Raw genomic sequence first — 17,772 nt, 5'->3', positions numbered from 1 at the left:
TAGACCAATTGATAAGAATGGGTTGTGAGTGTTGCACTTGATTTGACAATTCAGGGTTAAAGATTATTTGAAAAAGAGATGGTATTTTAATTGAAAACATTGATTTTTGGAAAACAAAGTTTATTGAATTTAATTTCTTTTATAGTTAAAGTAAGTTGTTATAGTTGTGTCTTAGGTATATATGGGGGATGCATCAAAATATTTAGATTTTGGTTCATTCATATTGTTAATTTTCAATCAAAAATTGTTTTTGATTATGATTAGTGTAATTACAGGGGTTTAATGATTGTTGATCTACTAAATTATCTCTTATACTTGTGGTAGAGTATCTGAGTTAGGCTATTCTAATTGAATCTTGGGGGATTTGTATGAATAAGATTGCATGTGTGATTGTAACTTACAATCGCGAAAAATTAATGGTAGAAGCTTTGAGGAGTGTTTTGAGTCAAGAACAGGCACCCGAATATGTTTTTGTGGTTGACAATGCTTCAACTGACGGTGTTGCAGAGACTCTTCATCAGACTTTTGATTTTGATCAGAGTCACCTATATTATTATCGTAGTCCAGAGAATCTGGGGGGCTCGGCTGGTTTTTCAAGAGGAATCAGTTTAGCATTAGAAACCGACTGTAATTGGGTCTCCATTTCTGATGATGATGCAATTTTTCAACCAGGTTATTTTGTTGCGTTACGGCGTGCTATTGAAAGGCATCCTCGACAAAATGTTTTTTCCGGTTCTGTCTTATTACCAAATGGTAAGCATGATGCGTTACATCGTGAAATGATTATTAACGGTGTCACTTTAACAACGAGACCTGTCGATGAAGCTCTTTATGGAAAAGATTTTTGGTATGACATTTTCTCGTTTGTAGGTGTTCTTTTGAGCCGTGAAATGCTGGAACGTATTGGATTGCCCGAGAAAAATTATTTTATTCGCTTCGACGATTTTGAGTATGCCTTGAGAGCGCGTAAATCAGGATCGTTCTTAAATGTTCATGATGCGCAGATACTGCATAAAACAAATTATACTAGAACGTCAATTGCACCATGGAAAGAATACTATGTTATGCGCAATCGCATTGTTTCATTGTTTAAATATAGTGGAAAAAATCTGAAAACTAGGTGGTTTTGCTGTAGATTCTTGTGTCGAAAGTTAGTTGCTATTGGATTATTCAGGAATCGCTGGGGTCAAGCTTTTCCTTTGATTAGAGCCTATTTATCTGGATACCATGATGGCTTTCAAGGACACCTAGGACGTAATTTAAACTATTTACCTAGATAATGGGGGACCAAAAATGAACTACGGATCAATTATTGTTACGTTTAACCGCAAGAAATTACTCTTAGAAGCATTAGAAAGTCTGTTGAATCAGACGGTTATACCAACCAGAATAATTTTGATTGATAATCATTCAACTGACGGTACAAAGACGATGCTTGCAGAGCATCATTTGTTAGATAATCCGCTGATTGACTATCGCTATCTCGAAAAAAATATTGGTGGTGCGGGTGGCTTTGCTCGGGGAATGGAAATTGCACGCACTAAGCCTGATCTAGACTGGGTTTCATTATCTGATGATGATGCAATTTTTGCCCCAGACTACTTTGAAAAACTGATAAATTATCAAGTTGAGCATCCTGAACGGCTAGTTCTAACTGGTAGTGTTTATGTTTCAGATGGACGATTGCAAGTAGATCAACGAAGTAGATTTAGTGATTGGGGCACGTTTAGAGCGATTGAAGTGTCTGCCAGCGAATATGATCATAATTTTGAGTTTGATCAGTATACCTTCTGTGGGGTTTTCATGAGTTTAGATGTTATCAAAGCGGTAGGGGTTGCGGATGCCGGATTCTTTATTTGGTGGGATGATTGTGAATATGCAATTCGGACAGCTAAACTATCCAAACCGGTTAACGTTAGTGCAGCCAAGCTAACCCATAAAACGTCTATCCCATCGATTGATAATAAAAAGAAATTTGTGGCGGATTGGCGAATTTATTATGGTCATCGGAATCGAATGATTGCAATCCGTCGCTGGACAAAGAAGCCATTGGTTAGTCTTGCTTGGCTAATTTTCTTTTATGGTCGCTTTGCACTACAGCTTTGTGGTTCATTTTACTGTGGTTACAGAAAGATGGCTATCCGTGCCTATCTGGAAGCATTGCGTGATGCTGCCTGTAATAAGGAAGGCCTAAATCCGCATTTTATGCCAGGCCAAAAATTTTAACTGATGGGTTAAAGAAAGCAAACGTGCTTCTATTTGTGACGCGTTTGTTTTTTTGTTAATGGGAAAATGAAAAAAATGTATTTATAATTAGAAACTTTTTAATTGTAAATTTAGGAAACCGTTGCAGTATAAGTATTTTTATAAAAGGCTTGTGATAATCACCTGATTGACTGAAATAGCAGCATGACTCTTTAGAAGAGAATGTTATGAATTTAATAGTAAAGTTAATTTAAATTCGCAATCAAAAGAGCGTGCAAACCAAATGTCCGTATGTTTTAACGAATTTAATTAAGTATTGTTTGGTATAATTCTTCTAAACAAGATTGACTCGGAGGGTATTGAAATGAATGAGAAATTTGATTATTTAATTGTGGGTGCTGGTTTATTTGGTGCCGTATTCGCGCACGAAGCAGCGTTGAAAGGCAAAAAAGTTAAAGTGATTGAAAAACGTGATCACATTGCGGGTAATATCTATACGAAAGAAGTTGCCGGTATTCAGGTCCATCAGTATGGTGCGCATATTTTTCACACTTCGGACCGGGCTATCTGGAATTACGTCAATCAATTTGCTGAATTTAATCGGTATACTAATACGCCAGTTGCCAATTATCACGGTGAAATGTACAACTTACCGTTCAATATGAACACATTCAATAAACTGTGGGGCGTACGGACACCACAGGAAGCCGCTCAAAAGATTCAAGAACAACGGGACGCTGCTAAAATCAGTGGGCAACCGCGCAACTTGGAAGAACAAGCGATTACGTTAATTGGGACTGACATCTATGAAAAGTTGATCAAAGGCTATACCGAAAAGCAGTGGGGGCAAAAGGCAACGGAATTACCTGCATTCATCATTCGCCGGTTACCAGTTCGTTATACGTATGACAACAATTACTTTAACGACACATATCAAGGTATTCCAATTGGTGGGTATACCCAAATTGTTGCCAAGATGCTGGATCACCCTAATATTGATGTTGAAACTAACATGGACTTCTTTGCACGTAAAGCAGAATATTTAGCTGATTATCCTAAAGTTGTGTTCACGGGTATGATTGATCAATTCTTTGATTACCAGTTAGGTGAATTGGCATACCGGTCGTTACGCTTTGAAACGGAGACTTTGCCGGTAGATAATTATCAAGGCAACGCGGTGATTAATTATACGGATGCGGAAACACCGTTCACCCGAATTATTGAGCATAAGCATTTTGAATTTGGCAAGGGTGATGATAATCAGACGGTTATCACAAAGGAATACCCAGTTGACTGGAAGCGTGGGGATGAACCGTACTATCCAGTTAATAACCAGACCAATAATAACTTGTATAAACAATATGCTAAGTTGGGCGCGAAACAAGATCAAATTATTTTTGGCGGTCGCTTAGGCCAATACCGTTACTACGATATGCATCAGGTCATTCACGCGGCATTGGTGACGGTCAAAGCAGAGTTTGAATCTGGCAAGTAAAGGTCGAATGAGATAAAACATGAAAAAAAGGTTAGCGTTGATGGTTGGCGCTACTGGTGTCTTGATTATACTAGTGGGCTACATGTTCTATGTCCAGAGCATTCAAAGTGGTCAGGACACGGTCGTCAGCATTTATCAAAATGATGAGAACGGGACACCAATCAATTCGCCATCTCCCATTCAATTGGTTCGCAAAGCGGGGCACCGCAATCCTTTTAGGCCTGAAATTTCGGAGTACACGTTGCTTTCGCGTAATCCTTTGGGAGAACTTCTGCCGCGGAATAATCAAACGGTAAGACTACGGTATCGGTCATCATTGACGACTACCGAATTGCGGGATCGTTTGCATGATGCGAGCTATTGGCAAGTTGGCACCCAAAACGTGACAACGCCAGTCTTTAATGCAACGCAAGAACAAACTGGCGGTCGGCAGGTAGGACGTATCAGCACCAGTCGAGACGGGACGTATTGGACTAAGCTACCGATTAGCTATCCGAATGTAACGTTAAAAAAGCCGACGTTTATTTATCAAAATAACCGGTTAACACTGTTTGACCGTAATCGGATTTATGACACAACCGATTTTCACCATTGGCATACTCGCCGGTTAGAATTTAAAAGTAATCAGTTTACTGGTGGTCAATTACAAACCGTTATTAATACGCCCGATGCCCGAGCCTTTGTTGTAATCCGGGCAACTGATCGAAAGACTCAAAAGCATCAGTTATACTACGGAAAGTGGTATGAGACGCAACATAAAATTGGAACGTTACATCACCTAAAGACGGGTACGTTGAATCTGAAGTCGAATTTAACACTTAACCGGGTTGGCGCGCATTTTTATTTATTACAACGGCAGGGCAATGATGTACAAATTTTAAAATCCAATCAATTAGAGTCGTCCTTTAAAAAAGTGGCAAAAATTAGATTGACGGTTAATAAAAAACATACGGTTAATTCAATCAATTTGATTGCAACCAAACATGGTCAAATGCGGCTGTTTTTTAACGTGGTTGATCAAAAGAAAGTTCAATTGGGAACTTATTATCAGGAATTCAGCTCTGACTTGAAGCCAATCAGTCAGCCCAGAAAGCTATCGGCGGACTTTTTATGGACTAGTTTTGAGTTAGCTGAAAATAAAAGGTAGTGAAGGGACCCTGTAATGAAGTATCAAGCATCGGAACGTTTGCGAATAGCGTGGCACTGGTTGCCGTTAGAAGCTTTAGTGGTCGTAGTTTGCGTTGTATTTGGCTGGGGACTAACGACCATCATGAGTAAACCTGTTTACCAGGCACGGGTGGATATTAGGATTCAACGGCACCTATTACGCCATGCGAGTGCTAAGCAACGTCAGCAGCAACGAAAAAAGGACATTGCTAATGTTGGCCAATTTAGTGTGATGCCTCATCAAAGTGCGGTGCTGTATCAGGCGAGCGAGTATGCCTATACTCATTTTGGAATATGGCAACCCGTCCAGGACCTGAGTGAGTCGGTGACCGCGGCACCAATTAAGGGAAAACCAGTCCTGCGAGTCACCGTGGCAAGCAGTTCACGGTTGATTGCGGAAGAAAATAGTCGCGCTTTTAGGAATGCAGTCGCGCAACCGTTAAAAGCACTGGCTCATTATAAGGTCACCGTCACACAGCAACCGACAATTCGGGTAACCAATACTATGCTTAAACCGATGCTTAAATTTATGGTTGTCGTTGGTATTGGGTTGGCTGCAGTGATGCCATACAGTGTTGACTATGTTCGCGGAAGGGGGCGTGGGAAAAATGCTTAAGCAAATAAAGGCATATTTGCATCCACGCCTGGAAGTCATTTATTTAACAGTGTTTGCAGTGTACTTGGCCTCCGTCACGATTAATACCACAACTTTTTTTAGTTATTATCCACATCGAGTCGCAACGATTATTCAATTATTAACAGCGGGGCTGATGTTAGCTAAAATTGTCTTCTTTGATGAACTGACGACCAAACAAATTATGGCTGAAATGGGACTGTTAAGTTTAGTCTTAATCGTGACGCTAATTTCTAGTGCACACTACCTTGTGACAACGGTGTTACTAGTCATGGCGGCCCGTGGGGTTAAATTTCGCCGTATTTTGAAAGTCTATTTATGGGTTGTTGGTGGAATTTTACTGGTGGCATTTGTTGCTGCCATGCTTGGAATTATCAAGAATATCACTTTTGTTACTGAGGATGGGGTACGCCAGTCGTTTGGGGTCGTTTACACGACTGATTTTGCCGCCCATATTTTCTATTTGAGTTGTGTCTATCTCTACTTAAAGGCGCGCCGATTTGAGTTGCTTGACCTAGTGCCAGTCCTATTTGGATTATGGGTCATCTATCACTATACGCATACCATGACGGACACCATTGCGATGATTGTCTTAATAGTAACGTTCATTGGATATATCTATCGACGGCAACTCTCAAAAATTAAAGTAACCATTACCGGCCTTCGGTATCATTTTCTGGCTTTGCCGGTGATTACAATTTTAATTGTGTGGCTAACGGCTGTTTTTGACTTTAATGATAAGATTTTGAGAACGTTAAACGATTTGCTATCAACACGTTTAGCATTGGGAAACAACGGCCTGTTAGCGTATGGTGTTAAGTTATTTGGCCAGCCGTGGATCCCGATGAATGGCTGGGGTGGGGATCGTGCCACCATGTTTACTGATGGCATTGGTGAAGTGACCTATTTCTTTATTGATTCATCGTTCCTAAATATGCTGATTTCATACGGATTATTGCTTACATTGGTCATCATCATTGGCTTGAGCTTTTTTCTTTTTTTACGGACGAAGCAAAATGATTATTTGTTGCCGACGATTTTTTTAGCGATTGCAATCGCTAGTGCATTTGATCAGCACTTTCTTGAAGTCACTTATAACGTTTTTTTCTTAGCCGTATTTGCTGAATTGCCTCGTTACCGAACCCTAATCGGTCCAAGATTTGATCGACCAGTCGTCTATCAGCGAGAAATTCAATGAGATGAAAGGGTGGGAGTGATAAGAATGATGACAGAAAAACAATTTTATCACGTGCAGCGGGCTGTTCTGATTTTGGCAGTTGGTTTAATTGTCTTTGGGTATACGGGACCCAATGGTGTTTTCAACTTCCTGGAACAAGCGCCCGACATCTTCTTTTATCCGCAGTTAATCATTGCAACAGTGACCACTGCGGGATCTAGTTTGCTGATGATGGCATTAGGTGCCCAGCAGTTACGACAACCTAGGTATACTTTTGCCCGTCTGATTCGCCTAATTTTGTTTATTGTTGGCGGGGTCACCCTTTTCTCGTTCGTTTTCTACGTGGAAGAGGTATTTTTGACCAAAGTGGTCATCAGATTTAGTTTTAGTGGCTATTTAGCTACCTTGGCAGAGGCACCAGATAGCTTTTATTACGTTATTTATGAAACATTAGGATTCTTTGTCACGTTACCGTTACTTCGAATCCTTGCGGCTCACGTCCGTACAATGGACATTAAATACTTGTTTTGGATTCAGTTGGTTTTCATTGGACTGATTCCCATCTTGTTGTATTACACGGGGGTAACGACGATTAGTATTACACCGCCAATTGCAATTACGAATGGCTGCTATTTTACGTTGATGGGATTCTGGCTAAGTCAGCGTGACTTTATTCGGCGGATTACGCGTGAACAGCTTTTAGTAGCGTGGTTATTGACATTTTGTTGTTACGCCGTGATGATTTCAACCATCATGTACCAGGCAAACTTTGATCGTGATTATGACTTGATAGGAAATTTGCCGTTTTCACAAACACTTCAGGCCATTCCGTGTTTAACCGTGTGGGTGACAATTGCGACCAAGGTATTGAATCGGACCAAGCTAAAGGCGCCTAGAAAAAATAATTTTGTAAAAATGAGTTATGCGGTTCTTTTAATGACGGGGGTAGTCTTATCACCGTTACAGTTTATATCGCAAGGCTTACGCCCTTTCATTGGAATTTGGTGGAGCGGGCTGGTTTGGGTCTTGTGTACGCTGATCTTAAGCTATGTCATTGTCATTGGATTACAGTACGTCCCGTGGTTTCAAAAGTTCTTTCCAAATTTATTTTATAATCCAACGATTAACAAGGGGTGACAAGCACCGATGGCAAAACGAATACAATGGATCGACTTTACAAGGGGAATTGCCATTTTGGCCGTGATTATTGGTCATACACTGGGACCATATACGGGCCAGTTTTTTGGAAGCTTTATTTTTGCTTTTCACATGCCCATTTTCTTCATTTTGAGTGGGTACCTATATCATCAGCGTCCCATTGGCAAAGAATTTAAACACAGTGCGGTTAATCTATTGGTTCCGTATGCAACTACGGCAACTGTTATTTTGGTGATTAATTACTTAGCACTCAAGTTACCCCATAACGCCGTTATTAATCCGTATTTTACGTCGACTAAGCAGGGCATTCTTGCTGTCATCTATGGAGCTGGATCAGAGGTCTTTAATCCCTGGGGCTGGCGGGTAGCACCAATCGGCGCAATTTGGTTCTTACTGAGTATGTTTATTGCGTTACAGTTTTTTAATGGCTTATTAGTGATGACACAGCGGTTTAAATCGGCTAAAGCAATCCAAATTGGGATTATCCTAGGACTTGCAGTCATGGGGGGTGTATTGGGACGACTAGCTTACTTGCCATGGGCATTTAACGCAGCATTATTATCCCAAGTGTTTTTATATGCTGGTTACTTGATCAGACAGACAAACTTTCTTGAGCGGGTTGAGAATGCTTGGTACTTAGTCTTTATTTTTGCATGGTTAGTCAGTGCTTTTCAGGGGTATTTTGCACTAACCGTACCAGTTTCGCCTAACTTGGTCATTAGTGTACTGGGTGGTATTGGTGCTAGTCTAGCCATTATCAAGGGCTGTATTTGGTTAGATCGTTTTCAAGGACGGCCTAGTTTGAATCTATTAGCTCGATATGGCAGATTGTCCTTAATCGTGTTGTGTTTTCATTTGATTGATTTAGATGTCATTGGAATTGCGGGATGGTTATTTAATCAGACGTCACCAATCTTGGGGAATTGGTTGGCAACGGCGATTACAATTCTTTACCGTATTGGATTTGTGACTTTTTGGATGGTCGTTATTCCTAAAATTCCGATTGTTCGAGTGGGATTCTTCCCTAGAAAGTATTTTTTAAAGTGACATTTTAATATGTATAATACAGTATAATGCTGGTTAGCCATAATAACTAAATAACCTGAGCAAGTTAGATTTAACAACAATCGATAATTAGCGCCAATGCATGATTAATGCCATATATTAATTATGAACAATCAGAACATTACCAGAGGGGGACTGGCCAATGAGTATTCAAATCTACGTTGCCGCGCATAAGCCTTACCAAATGCCAGCAAATAAAATCTATCAGCCGATTTTTGTGGGGGCTGCAATTAATGGCGGGCTACCAGTACATTATCAATCTGATAATACGGGTGATAATATTTCGATCAAGAATCCAAATTTTAATGAGTTAACTGCAATTTACTGGATCTGGAAAAATTGTCATGCGGATGTGAAGGGAATCGTTCAATATCGGCGGTATTTAGCAGCTGATCCGAAACAGCAACTAAATGGGATTCTCAGTGAGGCTGACATTGAACAACTATTAGCTCAACGAGACGTAATCGTTCCTAAGAAGCGCAATTACTATATTGAAACCAATTACTCTCACTATATTCACGCACACCATCAGGAACCGTTAGATACGGTTCGGCAGGTGATTGTATCGGATTATCCTGACTATTTAGCGGACTATGACCGGCTAATGCACAAGACGTCAGCACACATGTTTAATATGATGATCATGCCAGCTAAATACTTTGATGCCTATGCGCAGTGGCTTTTTTCAATTCTATTTAAAGTGGAAACAATGGTCGATATTTCTCAGTATGGTCAACAAGAAGCTAGGGTGTTTGGCTATTTATCAGAATTATTGCTGGATGTTTGGCTCACTCATCAGCAGTTATCCCGTGCCGAAGTCCCTGTGATGTACATGGAAAAACAGCAATTACCGGTTAAAGCGTACAATTTACTAAAGCGTAAGTTTTTCCCACAAGCGACTAAGCGAACCCATTTTTAAAGTGTTGAAATGTAATTAAATAACACCACTTTCCTAAGCTCAACAGGAAAGTGGTGTTATTTAGTATGATTAGACCAGATTAACGGACCTGACTGTTTTTAATACGTTTTAAGGTATGCCAAATGGGTGGTCTTGTAAGGAGTAGCATAATCAGGTAGATAATGCTACCGAGCCCAATTTGAAGAAGTAAATTTTTAAAGGAAGCCTGCATTGACCGATTTAAATAATAAATCACGCCAAACATGATGGCACCAGATAATAAATATTTACTCCAACCACCAATCAATGGTTTAAAGGCCAATTGATGACGGGTAACAAATAGTTGATAACCCGTCACACATGTTTCGGAAATTAGGGTTGCTAGCATTGCCCCTCTGACACCTAGTAACAGGATTAAGGGGATGTTACACAGGATATTGACAATGGCCCCAAACGTAACTGAAATCGTAAAGAACTTAGTTTGACGGGTTGGCAGCAAATATTGCTGACCAAGGACATTACTAATGCCGATTAGAATGACAACTGGTGCCTCAATCATAAGAAGCAAGTCCACGCTTGCAAATGATTTGCCAAAAAATAACGGGGCTAACGTGGTTGCAATTCCTGCAATCCCAAAAGCCATTGGAACGGCAATGCAGAGAACGATGTCAAAAGAGACGTAGAGATAATCTTTAACTTTGTCCAGTTGTCGCCTCATGTATAGGTTCGCGATGTGTGGTAGCATGACGGTCCCAGTTGCTGTGACCAGCGCCAAAACTATCTTGATCAGTTTATCTGAATAGTCGTAAAAGCCAGCGGATCGCACGGAATCCAACTGCCAGAGCATGGTCTTGTTAAGTGCCAGATAGACGGTCGTCGCAATCTGTGGAATGAAGAGTGCAAGTGATGAACGCAAGTGGCGAAAAATGTGTAATTGTGACCAATTGGGTCGGTCGACACTGTGTTTCAAGTAGGGCCACAATGTTAGGTTACCGACTAATTGTGATCCGGATAAAATTAGTATGTAAAGGCCAGTATCTTGGCGGGTCCTGACAAAAATAAAAATCAATGCAAGCGAAAAGAGCTTGACGAGGGTGTTCCGCAAGACCGTTTTTTTAAAGTCTTCAATCCCCATAAAGTACCATGAAATATCGAAAGCACCTGCAATAATATAAAAAGATTGATAGAAAAAATAAATACGAAATTGATGTTCAAGTAGAAGGAAAACTAGAAATGCTAAATATGCGATACTAATGGTGATCAGCTGTAATATTTCAATTTCCCAAAAAGTTTTTGAACGGGTCGTACGATTGTCACGAATAAACGCAATTTCCCGGTTGCCGTAGATCGTAATCCCAACGGTACCAAATAATAAGAAGTAAGTAATGACTGAGTTGGTTGAAGCATTAATCCCCACACCGGTTGGTCCAAGAACGCGAGAAATATACGGTACAGTTAGTAGGGGCGTTAACAATATGAGAATATTGTAGCCCGCAGTGTAAAAATAATTTTTGACGATATGCATAGCAGAACTCCTTGCTTCAGTTAGGCAATTAGCCTGTACAAATGCCTGTGATAAGGCCATTGTAGCATAGGTCTATGGGTGCTGGTAGTGAGTTCATTCGGCTTGCGACTGTTATTAACAAACTAGTATTTTCATTTTGTTTTTGAGTTTAGCAATAGTTGTTTTTGATCTGATTTTAAAATTGTTTTCAATATAAAAAGCGACCGATAATAATCAGTCGCTCAGGCATTCATTAATTAATATGCACCGTTTGGATGAATCATTACGCCAACGGTTTTTAATAGGACGTATAAATCAAAAGTAACACTCCGACGAGAGATGTAAACCAAATCAAGTTTGACCATCTCGTCAAAGCCCACACTGTTTCGGACCGTAGCTTGCCAGAGCCCGGTACACCCCGGTTTAACGGTTAACCGTTGTTTATCGTAATCCGTATACTCTGCAACTTCCCGTGGCAGTGGTGGACGCGGGCCAACCAAGCTCATTTGACCTAACAAAACGTTTAAAAGTTGTGGCAGTTCGTCGATGCTGTATTTACGAATGAAGCGACCAGTTTTGGTAACCCGGGGATCATCGTGCATCTTGAACATGGCACCGTCAACGTCGTTTTCCTTTAGCAACTTATTCAACAGTTCGTCGGCATTTGAAACCATTGAGCGAAATTTGTACATTTTAAACGGGATTTCCCCTTGGCCTAGGCGGGTCTGTGAATAGAAAACGCTCCCCCGAGGGTCTTCTACCTTGATTGCAATAGCAACGACCAAAAAAAGTGGTGAAAGGATAATTAAGCCGCACGCACTAGCAATAAAGTCAAAAACACGTTTAACAAGCCGATAACCGTAGCGACGGTGTTGATGGGTCACATCAATCGTAATCGGCCTGATTTCTCGTTCTTTGTATTCCATGAGTAACACCCTATGCTTCCTTTTAATATTCCCCCGTAGATTTATAACCGGAGTGGGTATATTACCAATTGAATGGTAATGCTGACTTAAAGTAGCCAGTCTAATAACATAACCATAAGATTATAATACAAAACACTATTTAAGTAAATATTGTTATAATCAGTCATGATTCTAGCAGTACTTATGTTCATTATAGCAAAAATTAGCTTTTTGAAAACTAATAATTCTAGTTCAAGAATAGTTAGTTTAAAAAAGCATCCAGAACTAGTTTATACTATATTATTACCTATTTGCGGTGCTTAGTCAATTTTTGCCAGTAATAGGTATGAATTTCAAGAAATTCACGTTACAATTAGGCGAGCAATCGAATTCGATAAACTACAGGTAAAGGATGTCACAAACATGAATGACAACGGGATGACCGTGTTTCCAGCGGATTATAATTCTTCTTACCATTTGATTTTGAAGCGGGGAACGGACCACTTTGCATATTACTATTTTAAAGTCGATAAGCTGGATCAGCGGGTCATCTTTTATGATGATGTCGAGCGAAGTGGGATTTCGATTAAGACCCAGATCACGCGGACGTTTATGCGTGATTTGGTGAAAGCCATTGATTGGCATCCGGTTGGAAATAGTATCATTGTTGAGATTTACAATGTCCGTCGTGAAGAATCCAAGGGAACGCGGTTAGCGTGTGATATCTAGGTACATATATGTAATAAGCGCGCCCCGGTCAGATTGCTGACCAGGGCGCGCTTGGCTTAATTAGGGATAATCAGGTTATGCTTTTGGTGCTTTAATGATGGGTGTTTCAACCGTTTCAACGTACTTAGCGGCCAATGGTTCTGCGACCAAGTTTTCGTTGCCCTTAGTAAACAACTTGGTGGCAGCTAAATCAGCCATGGCCTTGCTGACAACTTCAGGAGTTAGATTGTCGTTAGCGTAGTGGAGCTTAACGTGGTGGACCTTATTCAAGCTAGTTTTAAAAGTTAAATCGAGTGTTTTCATTAATTAAGTCCTCCTTGGATTTAAGCAGCAGGGGTTGACGTGTACTGGTAAGCGTTGGTGATATTAGCTGAAACAAAATCATTTCCAGTCAAGGCTTCCAAAACTTTACCAAAAGCGGCTAATTGCTCGTCAGTGGCATCCTGAGTGATGGCGTTAAACGATTGTTTCCGTTTGACGTCCGTGTCAGTTGTCATCAGTACTGCAAGGGTTGCTTTTAACCAAGTCTTTTTCATGGTAGTTCCTCCTAGTTTTGTGGTGGTAGGCTGGCCAGCTTACATTAATACTAACGTTTGGCTAGTAGTCATTGTGCAAGGTAATTAAATTAAAAATTGGATTTGCTGATCTAGTTGAATAGTGAGGCCTGAATCTTTCAGTAGTGGGGCGATAATCTGTTCTAACTGATTGATTTGGGTGTCAGTAACGGGTGTGGTGGTCGCAAGGTGTTGCCGGTGGTGACTGCCGCCAGAAGTGGTGGTTTCAATCACTAGACGGCTGCTTAGCCATTCATGCATTGTTTTCCCTCCTCTCATTAAGATTTGTAAGAGCGTGTCCTACGCCTTAATAACGGCTTGGTAGGTCAATTTGTGCAAGTCAACGCTGACGAGCGTACAACCGATGGGCCTTTTTTAACAAACTGGTCCGCCAATTATAGACGGTGCGCCGACTAACGCCGTGTAAACGCATGATGTCCGCGACCGATTGTTCTTCTAAAAATAGTTCGGTTAAGACAATCCGTTCGCCCGGCCGACAAACGGTCAGGAGGCTAGTCAGTAAATCGTGAAGCTGCCAATGGGTCTCTTGGGCCTGCATTGGGTCAATGGGAACGTTCAAGCCGTATTCTAAATCGAGTTGGTCACGTTGCCGCAACGTTTGCTTGCGTAAGTAATCAACGGTGCGCCACTTAATGCGACGAAAAGCGTATTTACGGAAGTCAGCGAGGTTTTCTGGCAATGGGCGCGCAAAGTTTTGGTAAGCGGATAGCCAGGTCAGGTGGGCGACCATGACACAGTCATCGAACTGGGGATGGTAGCGGGTGACGTGCGCGGCTTTTAAGGCCCCATACAGGAGGCGTTGGTGTTCGGGATGGGCAAGCAAGTCAAAGGCGCATTGATTGTCTAAACGGTCAGTACGCATGGTGAATTCCTCTTCTCGTTAATTTGCCTTGGCCAAGGTTGGGTTTAGTTTAACGATATGACTTCAGATTAGCGACCTGCAGTTTTAGCATAAAAAGGTGTAGAAATTCATTAGTTGTTAAAAACTTGATTAGAAGCCGTGAATGCTGGAATAAATGATTGGTTATTTTGTACGTGCCTGTTATCATATGGTTATGGTATGAATGATTTCTACCATAGTTACTTTATTTCGTAAGTCGTGTCGTTAGCTGCCAAATTTAAGGAGGGTCCATATCCATGTTTGATTACCAAGATAAGTCGTTCACGTTCAATCACGCCATTTGGAACCAAAATCCCAAAAGTTTTGACCTGGAACAACCAAGCCAAATTCTGCCGTACGCGGTGGTTAACGATCACGTGAAACTGAGCTTTAAAAATACGTTTGCAGTCATGGATGTTCGGACCTTGAATCTTGCCATCAAAGCGATTGTTTTGGATGCACAACGGGGCATTATTGCGACGAGTCAAAGTGCACACGTGCTAACGGCAGCGTTAGTGAATACCTTGATTTATGAAAATAAGCGGAGTACGTCGATGGCGGCTGAGCAGTTAGGTTATAGTCAAACTAGGTTACCTATCATTCAAAATCAATATATCTTGAGCCCGCTCGGGGCAGCAACGCGCAGTTCAACTGATTGGATCGGCTTACACGGCCTGAGTGACTATTGGGCCGATGGGAAGCGGGTCAAACTTGAATTTGCCAATCAGGTTCGGCTAACGATTCCTAAAAGTTGGCTTTCTTTTGAAACGCAAGTGCGTAAAGCACGTCAAATTCAAGCTGAATTACATAAAATGACGCAGCAATATCTGGATGAAGCGGCGGTTAACGAAATTGTTGTGCCCAATCAGGCGTTAAACGCACCTACTCAGGTGCGCATGTATCTTGAGTGGTCGACTTTCGTATTAGCACAGTACGGCATTGACGCACGCCCTGAGGATATTAATTTTTATATGCAAAAGTTTTTTGGTAAATTATAAGGGCAAGGTAATTTAAGAACGGGAGTTAAGAAATGACTAAAAAAATTACGAAGATCGTTGCCCAAAAACGGGCGGGGCGGTTTAATGTCTACTTAGATGACCAATACGCCTTTCCAATCAGTGAGTCCGTCATGATTAAGTTTCGGGTCTTTAAAGGGATGGAAGTCGATGAAGCACTGCAAGCGCAAATGATTGCGGCTGATGACGTTTCTAAGGCCTATACACGCGCCTTAGAGTACTTATCACACCAATTACGGACCGAGAAGGAGGTTCATGATAAGCTGCGTGATGAGGACTTGGACGAAGACGTGATTACGGCCACGATGCGGCAGTTACGTGAGATGCGCCTGTTAAATGATCAGCAGTATGCGGACGCGTATGTCCGGACAGCTAAGCGGACCTCCGATAAGGGGCCCCGGGTGATTCGGCAAAAGCTTCGCCAAAAGGGCGTTGGCGAACAGCTGATTGATGATGCGTTGGCTAGTCAGTTCAGTGCGGATGATCGGTTAGATAACGCGCAGGAGTTAGCTAAGAAGCTGGTCCGGCGTTATCACCATCAAGCTTTTAAAACCATGCAACAAAAGGTTCGCCAGGGATTGATGACTAAGGGTTTTGATGCGGAAACGATTAGTAACGCCATTGAAGCGCTGGATTTGCAGCCAGATACGGATGATCAGTGGGATGCTTTAGTCAGCCAGGGGCAGAAACTCTGGCAACGTAATCGTAAATACAGCTTCTCTGAGCGCGCAATGCGGACGAAGCGGAGTTTGTATCAGAAGGGGTTTATGATGGACGATATCAATCGTTTCATTGATGAACAGGTTGCTGAAGAGTGATTTCAGGGAATTAGCTCCCCGCGCGCCAGTAAAGTCTGGTATAATGTTTAATGAAATTCGATGAAATTTTTACCCTATGTTCGAGAAAGTTGGGTTAAATATGGCGCGCGAGGCTAAAGGACCTAAAGAAGGCGACTTCATTACGATCAAAAGCTATAAGCACGACGGAAGTTTACATCGAACTTGGCGCGATACAATGGTACTCAAAACAAGCGAGAACGTTTTAATTGGTTGTAACGATCACACGCTGGTCACCGAGGATGATGGCCGCCGGTGGGTGACGCGGGAACCGGCTATCGTTTATTTTCATAAGCATTATTGGTTTAATATCGTGGCGATGATTCGCGATAACGGCGTTTCATATTATTGCAACTTAGCATCACCATACGTGTTAGATAAAGAGGCTTTGAAGTACATCGACTATGACTTGGACGTCAAAGTCTTCCCGGATGGTGAACGCCGGTTGTTAGATGTGGACGAGTACGAAGAGCACGGTGCACAATGGCAGTATTCCGCTGACACAGATCGCATTTTAAAAGCAAATGTTAAAGTGTTAGTTGACTGGATCAAGCACAAGAAGGGACCGTTCTCACAAGAATACATTGATATTTGGTATAGTCGTTACCAAGAATTGTCACGTCGGCAATAGCCCTGCTGACGCTGGTCAGTAGTGTAATTAAGTCCAAAAAGGAGTTCCCAGTTGGGAGCTCCTTTTTGTTACGATATTCGGGCCATTATTTGGTATAATGACGACAATCAAAAACGACCTGAAATTAATCAGGTCGTTTCGGGGAGTTGATTACCGTTATTAAGCTTTAAAGTTAACGGGACGTGAGTAGCCAACTGCGTGCCACCATGGAACGTAAACCCGTTCGTTCTTCACGCCGCTGTTTTGGGCGTCAATCATCTTACCGCCACCGACGTAGATGCCGACGTGACTAATACTACCAGTACTACTACCGAAGAAGACTAAGTCACCTTTCTTAGCAGTCCGTGATGAAACTTTCTTGTAGGCACTGTATTGTGATTGGGCAACCCGCGGTAATGACTTTTTAGCTGCCTTGTTGAAGCAGTAGCGTGTGTAACCGGAGCAATCAAAAGTGGTTGGGCCAACCGCACCGTAAACGTAACGGTGACCTAATTTAGATTTGGCAACTTTGTAAAGGTTAGTAAATGATTTCTTACTCTTCTTAACCGTGTAAGTCCGAACCCAGCCCTTAACTTTTTTATCGGATTTAGTGACGTAGTAATACTTCTTCACTTTACCGTTGGTGAGCACTTGGCGTTTCTTAGTAACGAACCAAGTGGGGTTACCATATGTACTGAGCGTACCGATCTTTTTGATCTTCGTATTATTAGCTGCACCGTGCATTTTGTAAATAGCCGTGTTGTTAGCCTTTTTCATGTAACCAGTCTTGGACACCTTAGTGGTACTGATTACTTGGTGCGTTGCCTTGGCGTAAGCAGTTGGTGCTTGCCATAAGCCAAATACTAATCCTAAAGATGCGATAATTAATGCGATAAGTCGTTGTTTCATTATGTGAAG

The 17,772-nt window shown here is 41.6% G+C and carries 20 protein-coding genes; 13 read left to right on the top strand and 7 right to left on the bottom strand.

What is annotated here, in order from left to right:
• Positions 1-368 precede the first annotated feature (368 nt).
• From IV64_RS01135 to IV64_RS01095, 9 genes are all read left to right on the top strand, one after another.
• Complete coding sequence (locus IV64_RS01135; RefSeq protein WP_057705325.1) at positions 369-1,280, top strand: glycosyltransferase family 2 protein; 912 nt, start codon at positions 369-371, stop codon at positions 1,278-1,280.
• 13 nt (positions 1,281-1,293) lie between these two features.
• Positions 1,294-2,226, top strand: coding sequence for a glycosyltransferase family 2 protein (locus IV64_RS01130; RefSeq protein WP_057705324.1), 933 nt, complete (start codon positions 1,294-1,296; stop codon positions 2,224-2,226).
• A 343-nt stretch (positions 2,227-2,569) separates the two neighbouring features.
• Positions 2,570-3,700 carry a UDP-galactopyranose mutase gene (glf, locus tag IV64_RS01125; protein ID WP_057705323.1) on the top strand — a complete coding sequence of 377 codons (1,131 nt, stop codon included), beginning with the start codon at positions 2,570-2,572 and terminating at the stop codon, positions 3,698-3,700.
• Positions 3,701-3,719: 19 nt separating this feature from the next.
• Complete coding sequence (locus IV64_RS01120; RefSeq protein WP_157060968.1) at positions 3,720-4,847, top strand: polysaccharide biosynthesis protein; 1,128 nt, start codon at positions 3,720-3,722, stop codon at positions 4,845-4,847.
• A 15-nt stretch (positions 4,848-4,862) separates the two neighbouring features.
• Entirely contained in the window at positions 4,863-5,483 is a 621-nt protein-coding gene (locus IV64_RS01115) for a hypothetical protein (protein ID WP_057705321.1), read from the top strand.
• Positions 5,476-6,699, top strand: a complete 1,224-nt coding sequence (locus IV64_RS01110; protein WP_057705320.1) for a hypothetical protein — start codon at positions 5,476-5,478, stop codon at positions 6,697-6,699. Before IV64_RS01115 ends, IV64_RS01110 begins: the two co-directional genes overlap by 8 nt.
• A 24-nt stretch (positions 6,700-6,723) precedes the next feature.
• Complete coding sequence (locus IV64_RS01105) at positions 6,724-7,815, top strand: polysaccharide biosynthesis protein (RefSeq protein ID WP_237757288.1); 1,092 nt, start codon at positions 6,724-6,726, stop codon at positions 7,813-7,815.
• A gap of 9 nt (positions 7,816-7,824) precedes the next feature.
• Positions 7,825-8,883 (top strand): acyltransferase family protein, encoded by a 1,059-nt coding sequence (locus IV64_RS01100; protein ID WP_057705319.1) that lies wholly within the window; start codon positions 7,825-7,827, stop codon positions 8,881-8,883.
• Between the two features lie 160 nt (positions 8,884-9,043).
• A complete protein-coding gene (locus IV64_RS01095) occupies positions 9,044-9,820 on the top strand; it encodes a DUF4422 domain-containing protein (RefSeq protein ID WP_057705318.1) in 777 nt (258 codons plus the stop codon).
• A 79-nt stretch (positions 9,821-9,899) separates the two neighbouring features.
• Here the strand turns inward: IV64_RS01095 and IV64_RS01090 are convergent, their stop codons facing one another.
• Both IV64_RS01090 and IV64_RS01085 read right to left on the bottom strand, forming a co-directional pair.
• Positions 9,900-11,324, bottom strand: a complete 1,425-nt coding sequence (locus IV64_RS01090) for an oligosaccharide flippase family protein (RefSeq protein WP_057705317.1) — start codon at positions 11,322-11,324, stop codon at positions 9,900-9,902.
• A 236-nt stretch (positions 11,325-11,560) separates the two neighbouring features.
• Positions 11,561-12,229 (bottom strand): sugar transferase, encoded by a 669-nt coding sequence (locus IV64_RS01085; RefSeq protein WP_057705326.1) that lies wholly within the window; start codon positions 12,227-12,229, stop codon positions 11,561-11,563.
• Positions 12,230-12,631: 402 nt separating this feature from the next.
• Here IV64_RS01085 and IV64_RS01080 point away from each other — a divergent pair, with 402 nt between their 5' ends.
• On the top strand, positions 12,632-12,937 hold the full coding sequence (locus IV64_RS01080) for a hypothetical protein (protein WP_057705316.1): 306 nt from the start codon (positions 12,632-12,634) through the stop codon (positions 12,935-12,937).
• Positions 12,938-13,012: 75 nt separating this feature from the next.
• Here the strand turns inward: IV64_RS01080 and IV64_RS01075 are convergent, their stop codons facing one another.
• From IV64_RS01075 to IV64_RS01060, 4 genes are all read right to left on the bottom strand, one after another.
• The gene (locus IV64_RS01075; RefSeq protein ID WP_057705315.1) at positions 13,013-13,240 is read right to left on the bottom strand and encodes a DUF2922 domain-containing protein; all 228 of its coding nucleotides are present in this window, start codon (positions 13,238-13,240) and stop codon (positions 13,013-13,015) included.
• Between the two features lie 20 nt (positions 13,241-13,260).
• Entirely contained in the window at positions 13,261-13,473 is a 213-nt protein-coding gene (locus IV64_RS01070; RefSeq protein ID WP_057705314.1) for a DUF1659 domain-containing protein, read from the bottom strand.
• Positions 13,474-13,557: 84 nt separating this feature from the next.
• On the bottom strand, positions 13,558-13,752 hold the full coding sequence (locus tag IV64_RS01065) for a hypothetical protein (protein ID WP_057705313.1): 195 nt from the start codon (positions 13,750-13,752) through the stop codon (positions 13,558-13,560).
• A 79-nt stretch (positions 13,753-13,831) separates the two neighbouring features.
• Positions 13,832-14,374, bottom strand: coding sequence for a sigma-70 family RNA polymerase sigma factor (locus IV64_RS01060; RefSeq protein ID WP_057705312.1), 543 nt, complete (start codon positions 14,372-14,374; stop codon positions 13,832-13,834).
• Between the two features lie 275 nt (positions 14,375-14,649).
• On the opposite strand from IV64_RS01060, the gene IV64_RS01055 reads away from it, so the two are divergent.
• The 3 genes from IV64_RS01055 (at position 14,650) to ntdP (ending at position 16,875) form a co-directional block, all read left to right on the top strand.
• A complete protein-coding gene (locus tag IV64_RS01055) occupies positions 14,650-15,390 on the top strand; it encodes a hypothetical protein (protein WP_057705311.1) in 741 nt (246 codons plus the stop codon).
• A gap of 32 nt (positions 15,391-15,422) precedes the next feature.
• Positions 15,423-16,226 carry a recombination regulator RecX gene (gene recX / locus IV64_RS01050; protein WP_057705310.1) on the top strand — a complete coding sequence of 268 codons (804 nt, stop codon included), beginning with the start codon at positions 15,423-15,425 and terminating at the stop codon, positions 16,224-16,226.
• A gap of 100 nt (positions 16,227-16,326) precedes the next feature.
• Entirely contained in the window at positions 16,327-16,875 is a 549-nt protein-coding gene (ntdP, locus tag IV64_RS01045) for a nucleoside tri-diphosphate phosphatase (protein WP_057705309.1), read from the top strand.
• Between the two features lie 159 nt (positions 16,876-17,034).
• Here the strand turns inward: ntdP and IV64_RS01040 are convergent, their stop codons facing one another.
• Positions 17,035-17,763 (bottom strand): C40 family peptidase, encoded by a 729-nt coding sequence (locus IV64_RS01040; RefSeq protein WP_057705308.1) that lies wholly within the window; start codon positions 17,761-17,763, stop codon positions 17,035-17,037.
• Positions 17,764-17,772 lie beyond the last annotated feature (9 nt).

It is taken from the genome of Lactiplantibacillus xiangfangensis, from assembly GCF_001438845.1.
GTDB classification, from domain to species: Bacteria; Bacillota; Bacilli; order Lactobacillales; family Lactobacillaceae; genus Lactiplantibacillus; species Lactiplantibacillus xiangfangensis.
Note: the sequence above shows the minus strand (reverse complement) of the source record. Positions and strands in the feature narration are given on the sequence as shown.